Origin of the sequence: Klebsiella sp. WOUb02 (assembly GCF_050058015.1) — a bacterium.
In the GTDB taxonomy this organism is placed as follows: domain Bacteria; phylum Pseudomonadota; class Gammaproteobacteria; order Enterobacterales; family Enterobacteriaceae; genus Klebsiella.
In genome coordinates this window covers 1,619,122-1,631,204 of the sequence record NZ_CP170110.1, presented here as the reverse complement: position 1 = coordinate 1,631,204, position 12,083 = coordinate 1,619,122, and the positions used below count along the sequence as shown (strand labels likewise).

Annotated in this window: 9 protein-coding genes and 2 pseudogenes; 4 read left to right on the top strand and 7 right to left on the bottom strand. The window is 59.2% G+C overall.

All coding sequences use genetic code 11. The features are described 5' to 3' along the window. Positions 1 to 8 precede the first annotated feature (8 nt). The 3 genes from cobB (at position 9) to ABOC21_RS14755 (ending at position 3,074) form a co-directional block, all read left to right on the top strand. The gene (cobB, locus tag ABOC21_RS14765) at positions 9 to 833 is read left to right on the top strand and encodes a Sir2 family NAD+-dependent deacetylase (protein WP_426815093.1); all 825 of its coding nucleotides are present in this window, start codon (positions 9 to 11) and stop codon (positions 831 to 833) included. A gap of 210 nt (positions 834 to 1,043) precedes the next feature. Next, complete coding sequence (locus tag ABOC21_RS14760; protein WP_426815092.1) at positions 1,044 to 1,337, top strand: hypothetical protein; 294 nt, start codon at positions 1,044 to 1,046, stop codon at positions 1,335 to 1,337. Between the two features lie 105 nt (positions 1,338 to 1,442). Next, on the top strand, positions 1,443 to 3,074 hold the full coding sequence (locus tag ABOC21_RS14755; protein ID WP_426815091.1) for a long-chain fatty acid--CoA ligase: 1,632 nt from the start codon (positions 1,443 to 1,445) through the stop codon (positions 3,072 to 3,074). Here the strand turns inward: ABOC21_RS14755 and potD are convergent. The 4 genes and pseudogenes from potD to potA all read right to left on the bottom strand — a co-directional run bounded on the left by potD (position 3,071) and on the right by potA (position 6,874). Beyond that, on the bottom strand, positions 3,071 to 4,117 hold the full coding sequence (potD, locus tag ABOC21_RS14750) for a spermidine/putrescine ABC transporter substrate-binding protein PotD (RefSeq protein WP_426815090.1): 1,047 nt from the start codon (positions 4,115 to 4,117) through the stop codon (positions 3,071 to 3,073). The two genes, ABOC21_RS14755 and potD, sit on opposite strands and share 4 nt — an antisense overlap. Continuing rightward, a complete protein-coding gene (potC, locus tag ABOC21_RS14745) occupies positions 4,114 to 4,899 on the bottom strand; it encodes a spermidine/putrescine ABC transporter permease PotC (RefSeq protein WP_426815089.1) in 786 nt (261 codons plus the stop codon). The genes potD and potC overlap by 4 nt, the downstream gene beginning before the upstream one ends. Beyond that, complete coding sequence (gene potB / locus ABOC21_RS14740; protein WP_426815088.1) at positions 4,896 to 5,753, bottom strand: spermidine/putrescine ABC transporter permease PotB; 858 nt, start codon at positions 5,751 to 5,753, stop codon at positions 4,896 to 4,898. Before potB ends, potC begins: the two co-directional genes overlap by 4 nt. Then, positions 5,737 to 6,874: pseudogene (potA, locus tag ABOC21_RS14735) on the bottom strand (spermidine/putrescine ABC transporter ATP-binding protein PotA). Before potA ends, potB begins: the two are co-directional and overlap by 17 nt. 256 nt (positions 6,875 to 7,130) lie before the next feature. Here potA and pepT point away from each other — a divergent pair. Continuing rightward, positions 7,131 to 8,363 (top strand): peptidase T, encoded by a 1,233-nt coding sequence (gene pepT / locus ABOC21_RS14730; RefSeq protein WP_426815087.1) that lies wholly within the window; start codon positions 7,131 to 7,133, stop codon positions 8,361 to 8,363. Positions 8,364 to 8,428: 65 nt separating this feature from the next. Here the strand turns inward: pepT and ABOC21_RS14725 are convergent, their stop codons facing one another. The 3 genes and pseudogenes from ABOC21_RS14725 to phoP all read right to left on the bottom strand — a co-directional run bounded on the left by ABOC21_RS14725 (position 8,429) and on the right by phoP (position 11,832). After that, positions 8,429 to 9,550 (bottom strand): JmjC domain-containing protein, encoded by a 1,122-nt coding sequence (locus ABOC21_RS14725; RefSeq protein WP_426815086.1) that lies wholly within the window; start codon positions 9,548 to 9,550, stop codon positions 8,429 to 8,431. A 142-nt stretch (positions 9,551 to 9,692) separates the two neighbouring features. Next, a pseudogene (gene phoQ / locus ABOC21_RS14720) lies at positions 9,693 to 11,161 on the bottom strand (two-component system sensor histidine kinase PhoQ). Further along, the gene (phoP, locus tag ABOC21_RS14715; RefSeq protein WP_426815085.1) at positions 11,158 to 11,832 is read right to left on the bottom strand and encodes a two-component system response regulator PhoP; all 675 of its coding nucleotides are present in this window, start codon (positions 11,830 to 11,832) and stop codon (positions 11,158 to 11,160) included. Before phoP ends, phoQ begins: the two are co-directional and overlap by 4 nt. Positions 11,833 to 12,083 lie beyond the last annotated feature (251 nt).

The following is a 12,083-nucleotide window of genomic DNA, read 5'->3' as shown; positions in this document are numbered from 1 at the left end:
AGGTAGCTATGTTGTCGCGCCGCTTACATCGATTGAGCCGTTTTCGCCGCAATAAACGACGCCTGCGCGAGCGACTGCGTCAGCGAGTTTTCTTTAAAGAGGATAAGGTGGCTCCGGAAACGATGGACAAACCCAGGATAGTGGTGCTGACCGGCGCAGGGATTTCGGCTGAGTCGGGAATTAAAACCTTCCGCGCGGCCGACGGCCTGTGGGAAGAACATCGGGTGGAAGATGTGGCGACGCCGGAGGGCTTTGCCCGCGATCCGGCGCTGGTGCAGGCGTTTTACAACGCCCGCCGCCGCCAGCTGCAGGGGCCGGATATTGCCCCTAACGCGGCGCATCTGGCGCTGGCGCGGCTGGAAGAGGCGCTGGGCGATCGTTTTGTGCTGGTGACGCAGAACATCGACAACCTGCACGAGCGCGCCGGCAACCGTCGGGTGATCCATATGCACGGCGAGCTGCTGAAGGTGCGCTGCGCGTGGAGCGGGCAGGTGCTGGAGTGGACCGGGGACGTCACCGTGGACGACAAGTGCCACTGCTGTCAGTTCCCGGCGCCGCTGCGCCCGCACGTGGTCTGGTTTGGCGAGATGCCGCTGGGAATGGACGATATTTATAGCGCGCTGGCCGATGCCGATATTTTCATTGCTATCGGTACTTCCGGGCACGTCTATCCGGCGGCGGGCTTCGTTCATGAGGCCCGCCTGCAGGGGGCGCATACGGTTGAGCTCAACCTTGAGCCGAGCCAGGTGGGCAGCGAGTTCGCCGAGAAGCGCTATGGCCTGGCAAGCCAGGTGGTGCCGGAGTTTATCGACCAGCTCTTAAAAGATCTGTGATCGATTGGCGCACAGGCACGCCGCTGCGGGGGCGCATTTCAGGGCCGGAGGGCGTGACCGGGCCGCGATCTGCGGCGTATTGCTCGCCGGCGCTTCCGGCATTTTCGTCTGAGGTTGTGGAATTGATGCGATGATGTGACAGGGAAAACGGTATTGCATGCTTTTTTATGACATCTTCCTACATTCTTGTAACGGAAAGGGAGCGTTAGCGTGCATCCAGAGTATTTTGACTACCTGATCCTCGGCGATGAACATCACGGCGAAATCTACAGCGGGATTAAAACCCACCGTCTTGCCGTTCGTTCGAAATATCCGCTGACGCAACATGCTCACTGTTCGGCCGAAGAGACCTCAGGCGCCCAGCCGCGGATGGTGAATTACAACGTCCATGAGTATCCGGCGCAGGACGGCCGCTTCTATATGGTGGCGACAAACTACCCGCTGAGCGATTTTGACGTGGAAGATGCGCTGATTAAATCGCGGGCGCACCCCGTGCGCGCCTGATCTCTGGCCGCGAAACCGCACTCGAAAATTTGCATATCCCATAAGGCGCCCGTATTGGCGCTTTTTTTTGCCCGAAAAGCGCGTCGACGCCGCGGAGAACCTGCCATGCACCCATCGATGATGTATCAGGATTTAACCACCGGAACGTTAATCAATCACGCGGGGCGCTATCATGCCGATAGCGAAATCGTCTCCGTGAGCACGGGCGGGGAGACGGAGTACAGCAGCTGGGGGGCGGTAGCGGCTAACGCGCGCCGCCTGGCATCCGCCGTCGATCGGCTGGGCATCCCCGCCGGCGCCCGCTGCGCCACCCTGGCGTGGAATAATCGCCGTCATCTGGAGATCTATTTTGCCATCGGCGCGGGAGGGAGGGTGACCCATACCCTCAATCCGCGGCTGTCGATTGAGCATCTGACTTTTATCATCAACGACGCCGCCGACCAGGTGCTGTTTTTTGACGCCACCTTCCTGCCGCTGCTGCGCCAGCTGCGGCCCCATCTGCCGACCGTGCGCTATTTTGTCCTGATGGAAGCCCGCAGCGAAGAGGCGCTCAGCGAGCTTGATGCGCTGCTGTTTTACGATGAGCTGCTGGCCTGCGGCGATGCCGATTACGCCTGGCCGGCGCTGAGCGAAAGCACGCCCGCGTCGCTGTGCTACACCTCGGGCACCACCGGCAAACCCAAAGGGGTGCTCAATACCCATCGTTCGCTGGTGCTGCACGCGCTGAGCGGCAATCAGCCCGATGCCGCCGGTATCTCGGCACGCGACTCCCTGTTGCCGGTAGTGCCGATGTTTCACGTCAACGCCTGGGGCACGCCCTTTATCGCCGCGATGGCTGGAGCACGGCTGGTGCTGCCGGGGCCGCATCTCGACGGCGAGAGCCTGCTGCGGCTGCTGAGCGCCGAGCGGGTCAGCGTGGCCTTTGGCGTACCGGTTATTTGGGCCGGGCTGCTGGCGGCGCTGCGCAAATCGGATATCCGCTTGCCCTGTTTTAAACGCTCGTTCGTCGGCGGATCAGCGCTGCCGCCTTCGATGGCGGAGGCGTTTCGCCGCGACTACGGTATCGAGCTGATCCACGCCTGGGGAATGACCGAAACGTCGCCCATCGGCACCATCAATACGCCATTGGGTAAACACCAGGCGCTGACGGAGGCGCAGCGGCAGCGGGTGGCCGAGGGGCAGGGAAGGGCCATCTTTGGCATCGATCTGCGGGTGGTGGACGTCGACGGAGAGCCGCTGCCCAGCGATGGCGAAAGCCGGGGCTATCTGCAGGTCCGCGGCCACTGGGTGGTGGCCAACTACTTTGGCCGCAGCGAAACGGCGCTCACCGCTGACGGCTGGTTTGATACCGGCGATATCGGCACCGTCGATGCGAACGGCTATCTGACGATTCAGGATCGGGCTAAGGATATCATCAAGTCCGGCGGGGAGTGGATCTCAACGGTGGAGCTGGAAAATATTGCCCTTGCCCACCCGGCGATTCGCAGCGCGGCGGCGATTGCCGCGCAGCATCCGCGCTGGGATGAGCGCCCGGTGCTGCTGTGCGTCAGGGCGGAAGGCGCTGAAATCGAGGAGCAGGCGCTGCTGGCGTGGTACCAGCAGCGGGTGCCGAAATGGCAGGTTCCGGACCGCATCGTTTTCATTGATGCCCTGCCGGTGAGCGCCACCGGCAAGGTCCTGAAGAATCAGCTGCGGGCCGAGTTCGGCCAGATACTGATGGGCGAGGGGCGGGATTAACGACCAGCCTTAAGCTTTTGATAATACTCTTCGTACAGGGTGCTGGCGCTGCCGACATCGTTCTGCCATTCGCCTTTCTGGATGGTTTCCGCATCCGGGTAGAGCGATTTATCGTTGGCAACGCTCGGGCTGAGCATCCGGCGCGCGGCGAGGTTCGGCGTCGGATAGCCGATGGTTTCGGCAACCTGTCTGGCGACGTCCGGACGCAGCAGGAAGTTAATCAGCTTCAGCGCGCCGTCGACGTTTTTGGCGTTGGACGGAATCGACAGGCTATCCATCCAGAAGATCCCGCCTTCTTTCGGCCATACCACCTCCAGCGGCGTCCCGGCCTGGCGAGCGACGAACGCCGAGCCGTTCCATACCATGCCGAGATTCACTTCACCTTCCATATAGGGGTTCGCCGGGTTATCCGAGTTGAACGCCGCGACGTTTGGCATTAGCTTTTTCAGCTCGTTATACGCGGCGGCAATCTCTTTAGGATCGGTGGTGTTGCCGGAATAGCCCAGCTTGCGCAGCGCGATCTGGAACACCTCCCGCGCGTCGTCGGTTAGCAGCAGGCTGCCTTTATACTCCGGCTTCCACAGGTCCGCCCAGCTGGTCACGGTTTTCGGGTCGATGGCGTCGCCGTTGACGCCGATGGCCGTGGCGCCCCAGATATACGGAATGGAGTAGTCGTTATTCGGGTCGAACGGCTTATTCAGCATCTGCGGATCGAGGTTGCTGAAGTTAGTCAGCTTGTTTTTATCGATCTTCTGCAGCATGCCCTCTTTGCGCATCTTATCGACGAAATAGGTCGACGGCACCACCAGGTCGTAGGCGCCGTCCTTATAGGTTTTGAGCTTGGCGTACATGGTTTCATTCGATTCGTAGGTCGAATAGATAACCTTGATCCCGGTCTCTTTGGTGAAATGTTCCAGCAGGCCCGGCGGCACGTATTCGGTCCAGTTATAGAAATAGAGCGTTTTGCTATCGTCCGCGTGCGCGGCGCTCATCCCGACTGCCAGAGCACCCGCCGCAAGCAGGTGGCGTGACCATTTTTTCATTTTAACGTCCCCTGAGTTTTATCACGTGCAATCAACTGGCTGGCGATAACCATCACCAGCGACAGAACTAACAGAATCGTTGCCAGGGCGTTCACCTCCGGCGATACCCCCACTTTGACCATCGAGTAGATCTTCAGCGGCAGGATCTCGTAACCGGGACCGGTCACGAACGACGAGACCACCACGTCATCCATCGATAGCGTAAAGCTCAGCAGCCATCCGGCGGCAACCGCCGGCAGCGCCAGCGGCAGAATAATTTTGCGCAGAATCGTTAGCTCGCTGGCGCCAAGATCCTTCGCCGCCTCCAGCATCCGCACGTCGAATCCCTTGAGGCGCGAATAGACCGTGACCACCACGAAGGGCAGGCAGAAGGTGATATGCGAGAACAGCAGCGACCAGAAGCCCAGCTGGATGCCAATCAGCATAAACAGCACCAGCAGAGAGATCGCCATCACGATATCCGGCGACATCATCACCACAAACAGCATTCCGCTGACGAACGGCTTACCGCGAAAACGGTAGCGATAGAGCGCGACGGCGGTCAGCGAACCGATCAGGGTGGCAAAGGTCGCCGACAGCACCGCCATGGTGAGCGAGTGCTGCGCGGCCTGCAGCAGGCTGTCGTTGTTCATCAGCAGGCCATACCAGCCGGTGGTAAATCCCTGCCAGCTGATGCCGAAGCGCGAACTGTTAAACGAGTTAACGATCAGAATAATAATGGGAATGTAGAGATAGGCGTAAATGGCGGTCATAAAGCCGCCGCGCAGCAGTCGACCGATCATTCCAGCTCCGCCTTGTTGTTAAGCAGCCTTGCCGCACGCCAGTAAATCAGCAGCATCAGGCCCATTACGAGGGTTAACGTAATGCTGGTGGCGGCGCCAAACGGCCAGTCGCGAATATTGAGGAACTGGCTCTTAATGACGTTGCCGATCAGCAGGTTCTTCGCGCCGCCCATCAGGTCGGAGACGTAGAACAGCCCCATCGCCGGCAGCATCACCAGCAGGCAGCCGGCGATAATCCCCGGCATGGTCAGCGGAATAATAATGCGGATAAAGGTTTGCAGCCGGCTGGCGCCGAGGTCTTTCGCCGCTTCCAGCAACGGGCGATCCAGCTTGTCAATGCTGGAGTAGAGCGGCATCACCATAAACGGCAGCAGAATGTAGACCAGGCCGATAATCACCGCCGACGGGGTGTACATGATGCGCAGAGGCGTCTCAATGACCCCCAGCCACAGCAGAAACTCGTTGAGGTAGCCGCGGGTGCTGAGAAAGATTTTCAGCCCGTAGATACGGATCAGCGAGTTGGTCCAGAACGGGACGATCAGCAAAAACAGCAGCAGCGGACGGACCCTCTCCGGCAGCCTGGCGAGAAACCAGGCGAAGGGGTAGCCGAGCGCCAGGCAGGCGAGCGTCGCCAGCAGCGCCATATTCAGCGAGTGCAGCAGCACGGCGTAATAGAGCGGGTCCAGCAGGCGCGCATAGTTATCCAGCGTAAAGACCATTTTGACGAAGTTAGCGTCGTCGCGGGTTAAAAAGCTGGTGCCGATAATCATCAGGTTGGGCAGAAAAACGAACAGCACCAGCCAGCCGACGATGGTGGCAATCACCACATTTTGGAATTTACTGGTGTTCTTCATCAGCCAGTACAACCTCCCAGCTCTCTACCCAGTTAATGGCCATTTTCTGGTCAAGCGGGTGGTCAAAATCGGGATCGTCCTCGTTAAAGAATTCGCTGACCAGCACCATTTTGCCGTTTTCCAGCTCGACCACCGATTCGAGGGTCATGCCTTTGTAATTGCGCTCGCGGATGTAGCCGATCAGGCCGTCGGCTTCGCTGGCGTCGTGGACCTCATCGACGCGTAGATCCTCCGGGCGCAGCATGACGTTCAGCGACTGCCCCTGCTCAACGGCAAAATTAACGTAGATATTGCACTCGCGGCCCTCAACGCAGGCGCGGACGCGCTGCTCGTCGAGGCGCTCGATTACCGTAGCGTTAAAGATATTGATCTCGCCAATAAAGCTGGCAACGAACAGGTTCTTCGGCTCTTCGTAAATTTCGCGCGGGGTGCCGTCCTGCTCAATTTTGCCGTCGCGCATCACCACGATGCGATCGGACATCGTCAGCGCCTCTTCCTGATCGTGGGTGACGAAGACGAAGGTGATGCCGAGCTTGCGCTGCAGCGCTTTGAGCTCGTTTTGCATCTGCTTGCGCAGCTTATAGTCCAGCGCCGAGAGGGATTCATCGAGCAGCAGCAGACGCGGCTTGTTGACCACCGCTCTGGCAATGGCCACGCGCTGCTGCTGGCCGCCGGAGAGCTGGTGCGGCCTGCGCTGGGCAAACTCCTCCAGTCTGCACCATGCGCAGGGCATCGACGACGCGAGGCGCAATCTGCGCCGCCGGGGTTTTTTGCATCCGTAGGCCGAAGGCGACGTTTTCGAATACCGTCATATGCGGGAACAGGGCGTAGCTTTGAAAGACGGTATTGACGTGGCGGTTTTCCGCCGGAACGTGGGTGATATCGTGGTCTTCGAGATGAATATGCCCGCTATCGACATTTTCCAGCCCGGCAATAAGACGAAGAACGGTGGTTTTACCGCAGCCAGAAGGGCCAAGCAGAGTGAGAAACTCACCGTTATTGATGGTCAGATTCAGACCGGAGATTACCGTTTTGCCATCAAAGCTTTTGCCAATTCCCGCCAGCTGAACCAGCGGCGAAGGTGAACGCGGTTGTATATTCAATTTTTGACTCTGTCCCATGTAGACGCAGCGGAGGGCTTACCGATGCGGGGTTTGTGGTTAACCACCTTTGGGGCTGCACATAATTAATAAGGGCAAGCATTCTACGGCAAACGCTATCGATCGCCAATCCTTGTCGCCCGCAGAGAGCTTACCTTTACAACATTACGTAAGTTAATGTATTAAATTCGCGTTTGCCGGGTTAAAAATGACCTGACGCAATATTTGTCTTTTCGGGCTTATGAATAATGTTGTCACAAATGATGAGGGTGGCCACATGGATAAATTGCTTGAGCGTTTTTTACAGTACGTTTCTTTAGACACGCAGTCGAAGCCCGGCGTGCGTCAGATTCCGAGCACGGAAGGGCAGTGGAAGTTGTTGCGCCTGCTGCAGGCGCAGCTGGAAGAAATGGGGCTGGTTAACGTGACGCTAAGCGAGAAAGGGACGGTGATGGGGACCCTGGCCGCCAACGTGGCGGGCGATATTCCAGCCGTTGGCTTTATCTCTCACGTCGATACGGCACCTGACTTCAGCGGTAAGCACGTCAACCCGCAAATTGTCGAAAACTATCGCGGCGGCGATATTGCGCTCGGCATCGGCGACGAGGTGCTCTCGCCGGTGATGTTCCCGGTGCTGCATCAGCTGCTGGGGCAAACGCTGATCACCACCGATGGCAAAACGCTGCTAGGCGCGGACGATAAGGCCGGTATTGCCGAGATTATGACCGCCCTGGCGACGCTGAAGGCGAAAAACGTTCCCCACGGCGATATCCGCGTGGCGTTTACCCCCGACGAAGAGGTGGGGAAAGGGGCGAAACACTTCGACGTTGCCGCCTTCGACGCGCGCTGGGCCTATACCGTGGACGGCGGCGGCGTCGGCGAGCTGGAGTTTGAAAACTTCAACGCCGCCTCGGTGACCATCAAAATCGTCGGCAACAACGTTCACCCCGGCACCGCCAAAGGCGTAATGGTTAACGCCCTGTCGCTGGCGGCAAGAATTCATGCCGAAGTCCCGGCCGACGAGGCGCCGGAAACCACCGAAGGCTATGAAGGCTTTTACCATCTGTCGAATATCAAAGGCACCGTCGATCGCGCCGAGATGCACTACATTATCCGCGATTTTGACCGCAAGCAGTTTGAAGCCCGCAAGCGCAGGATGATGGAGATCGCCAAAAAGGTCGGCAAAGGGCTGCACCCGGACTGCTATATCGAGCTGGTGATTGAAGACAGCTACTACAATATGCATGAAAAAGTGATGGCGCATCCGCACGTCGTGGAGATCGCCCGTCAGGCGATGGTTGATTGCCATATCGAACCGGAAATGAAGCCGATTCGCGGCGGCACCGACGGGGCGCAGCTCTCTTTTATGGGCTTACCCTGCCCGAACCTGTTTACCGGCGGCTATAACTACCACGGCAAGCACGAGTTCGTGACGCTGGAAGGAATGGAGAAGGCGGTACAGGTTATCGTGCGGATAGCCGAGCTGACGGCAAAACGGGGCGCGCAGTAGCGCCGCGCTGAGCCGGGCTACCGGCGACGAGCCCGTAGCCCGGCCCGCAGGTCGGGAATGCAGGTCTAGTCTTCGAAGAACCAGTAGCCGCTGTTGACCAGCGCCGCCAGCATCGCGAGGAACGATGGATCTTCCAGCGCATCGCCGAAGTGCTCCGCGCTGAGCGCCAGATGCATTGCCAGCGCGTCCAGCGCCGGACGATGCGGGGAGTTAATCTTCTCGCCGTTAACGAATACTTCGCCGTCAATGCGCACCACGCGCAGCCCGCCGAGCCTGACCAGCCTGTCGCCCTGCTGCAGCGCATCGTAAACCTCATCCGGCTGATACGGCGGCTCCGCGGGGGCCACGTCCAGCTCGTGACGGGACTGGGTAATAAACTCGCCAAACCACTGTTTGAAGTGCTCTGGCTGATTAATCAGGCCCAGCATCATCTCGCGCAGGCGATCCAGCTCGACGGGTAAAATATCCGCCGGATGGTCGCGCGACGGCACGTCGGGATCGGCGTAGCGCTGGCTGCCGAGCTCACGCTGCAGGATATAGTCGGCAAAGCCGCTGAACAGCTCGCGGGCGTTCGGCGCGCGGTAGCCCACGGAATAGTTCAGCGAGTTTTCCAGCGAATAGCCTTCGTGCGGGAATCCCGGCGGAATATAGAGGATATCGCCCGGCTCCATCTCTTCATCGATAATCGCCTCGAACGGGTCAACCTGCAGCAGATCCGGATGCGGGCAGTGCTGCTTCATCGGCACCTTGTCGCCCACGCGCCAGCGGCGGCGGCCGGTTCCCTGAATAATAAACACGTCGTACTGATCGAGATGCGGGCCGACGCCGCCGCCGGGAACCGAGAAGGAGATCATCAGATCGTCGATACGCCAGTCCGGCAGAGCGCGGAACGGGTGCATCAGCGCCGCCGTCGGCTCGTGCCAGTTGTTGACCGCCTGCACCAGCAGCGACCAGTTGTTCTCGCTCAGGTGATCGTAGCTTTCGAACGGACCGTGGCTGACCTGCCATTTTCCGTCCTGATGGCTGACCAGGCGGCTATCGACTTCGTTTTCCATCGCCAGTCCGGCCAGCTCATCCGGGCTAATCGGATCGACGAAATTGGCAAAGCCCCGCTTTAATACCACCGGGCGTTTTTGCCAGTAGCGTTCGATAAAGTCAGGCCAGTTAAGCGTTAATTGATAATCCATTTTTATATTCCACAGCAGGTGTCTGTTTGGGATTATACACGCCATCCCTCAAACTGCCTCTTTGTTGGCAGCGTTTGTTTGCCTGGTCACAGAGATCCGCGACGCCCGCGGGAGGCGGGCGTCGCCGGGGGCGAAGGGGCGGTTAGTCTTCCGGCTCGTCGGGCAGCTGGCGGCCGAAAATCACCTCCATACAGGCGCCGCCGAGCAGGCTGTCGCCGGTAAGAATATTGCCATCATACTGCTCGACGATATCGCGAGCGACGGCGAGGCCGACGCCCTGGCCGGGGCGCAGCGTATCGGCGCGCTGTCCGCGATCGAACACCGCGCTTCGCTGGCCGTGCGGGATCCCCGGTCCGTCGTCCTCCACCAGAATATGCAGGTAGTTATCGTTGGTCTGGCGGACGGAGACTTCAACAAACTCCAGACAGTATTTACAGGCATTATCCAGCACGTTGCCCATCACCTCCATAAAGTCGTTCTGTTCGCCGACAAAGCTAATCTCGGGCGAGATATCGAGGGTGATGTTGACTCCTTTGCGCTGATAGACCTTATTCAGCGCCGAGGTGAGGCTGTCGAGCAGCGGGGCGATGGGATGCAGCTCGCGGCTGAGCAGAGCCTCCGCCGCTGCGCATGCTGGCGCGGTGCAGATAGTAGCCAATCTGCTGCGAGATGCGGCTGATCTGTTCCAGCATCACCGGCTCCGCGGCGTTGACGTCGATCTTTTCGCTACGCAGCGAGCGCAGGGTGCTCTGCATTACCGCCAGCGGCGTTTTCAGGCTGTGGGTCAGATCGGTCAACGTCGTGCGGTATTTGTCGTAGCGCTCGCGCTCGCTTTTCAGCAGGCGGTTCAGGTTGCTGACCAGCCGCGTCAGCTCGCGGGTGGTATTGGGGTCGAGCATTTCGCGATGGCGCTCTTCCAGCTCGCGAACCTCTTTGGCCAGCGATTCGATCGGCCGCAGGCTCCACCACGCGGCGACCCACAGCAGCGGGATGACCAGCAGCAGGTTGGCGACCAGCACGTAGATAAACCAGCTCCACACCATATAGGAGCGTTTCAGCTCCACCGGGATGGTGTCGACCACCACGATACTCAGTCTGCGGCATTCTGTCGGTTGCCGGATAGATATTGACGGCCACCGAGTGGGTCATCTCGGAGCCATCGTCCTGCTGACGCAGGGCGTCCAGCTCCTCCTGCGCTTCGTGGTTATTGCGCAGCAGCTTGCTGGTGCTGTCGACGTCGGATTCGATTTCGTGAAAGCCGTTGCTCTTCAGCCACTCCGGCTGAATACGTTTGGTCAGCCACGGGACGTCGTGCTGGGTCCACAGCAGCTTGCCGCTGGCGTCGTAGATAAGCGTGACCGTCGGGCTCTGCATATTGAGGTTTTCGGGGATATCAACGTCGATGCGGTTGTTTTCCCACTTCGCCAGCATATAGAACAAGTTGCTTTCGCCGCGCAGCAGGCGGAAGGTGGTTTTATCGAAGCTTACGCTATAGCCGACCAGCGCGACCATGCCGTAGGCCAGCGAGAGCACCAGCACCACGGCTGCCGTCGCCAGCAGAAAGCGGACGCGCAGGGAAAGCGGCAAAATATGCCGTAGCGGACCTTTCATCCGCGCAGTTCGAACAGATAGCCCTGGCCGCGCACCGTGGTAATCACGTCGTGCGGATGCTGGGCCTGGATTTTTTTACGCAGACGGCCCATCAGCACGTCGATGGTGTGGCTTTCGCGCAGCTCGGCGTCAGGATAGAGCTGCAGCATCAGCGAATCTTTGCTGACCACTTTGCCGCGGTTGCGGATCAGCGTTTCCATAATGGTGTATTCAAAGGCCGTCAGCTTAATCGGCCGATCGTTGACCGACAGCTCGCGGCGCGACAGGTCGACCTGGAAAGGCGGCAGGGAAATAACCTGCGACGCCAGGCCGCTGTTGCGGCGCAGCAGGGCCTGCATGCGGGCGGCGACCTCTTCGATATGGAAGGGCTTGGTGACGTAGTCGTCCGCCCCGGCGCTCAGCACCTCGACCTTATCCTGCCAGCCTTCGCGGGCGGTGAGCACCAGCACCGGCACCGACACCTCATGGCTGCGCCAGCGGCGGATCAGCGACAGGCCGTCTTCATCCGGCAGGCCGAGGTCGACAATGGCGATGTCCGGCAGGTGTTCACCGAGATAGTAATCGGCTTCTTTTGCATCCTCCGCCGCATCGACCTGGTGGCCTAACTCCTGAAGCTGAACTTTCAGGTGGTGGCGCAGTAAAGCGTTATCTTCAACCACGAGTACGCGCATGCCGCTTCTCCATATTCATTATTTGATTTGAATAGTTTAGCGCTAATTATACACCTTGAATATAAACGGCTGTTAAATAACGAATTTCAATTGATTTTTCGCGTGTTTTCGCGCTGAACCGCCATTTTTGTAGCAGGTCATTGATAAGCGGGCGGAATATTTAAACGCGCGGCGCCCTGGCTGGTGGGGGAGCCGGGCGCCGGCCGTGTTAGAAAGCGGGACGACGCGGCTACGGGCTGTGAACCAGCGCC

Coding starts and splice junctions, on each gene's coding strand:
- cobB (WP_426815093.1), top strand. CDS start 9: ATGTTGTCGCGCCGCTTACATCGATTGAGCCGTTTTCGCCGCAATAAA.
- ABOC21_RS14755 (WP_426815091.1), top strand. CDS start 1,443: ATGCACCCATCGATGATGTATCAGGATTTAACCACCGGAACGTTAATC.
- potD (WP_426815090.1), bottom strand. CDS start 4,117: ATGAAAAAATGGTCACGCCACCTGCTTGCGGCGGGTGCTCTGGCAGTC.
- potC (WP_426815089.1), bottom strand. CDS start 4,899: ATGATCGGTCGACTGCTGCGCGGCGGCTTTATGACCGCCATTTACGCC.
- potB (WP_426815088.1), bottom strand. CDS start 5,753: ATGAAGAACACCAGTAAATTCCAAAATGTGGTGATTGCCACCATCGTC.
- pepT (WP_426815087.1), top strand. CDS start 7,131: ATGGATAAATTGCTTGAGCGTTTTTTACAGTACGTTTCTTTAGACACG.
- ABOC21_RS14725 (WP_426815086.1), bottom strand. CDS start 9,550: ATGGATTATCAATTAACGCTTAACTGGCCTGACTTTATCGAACGCTAC.
- phoP (WP_426815085.1), bottom strand. CDS start 11,832: ATGCGCGTACTCGTGGTTGAAGATAACGCTTTACTGCGCCACCACCTG.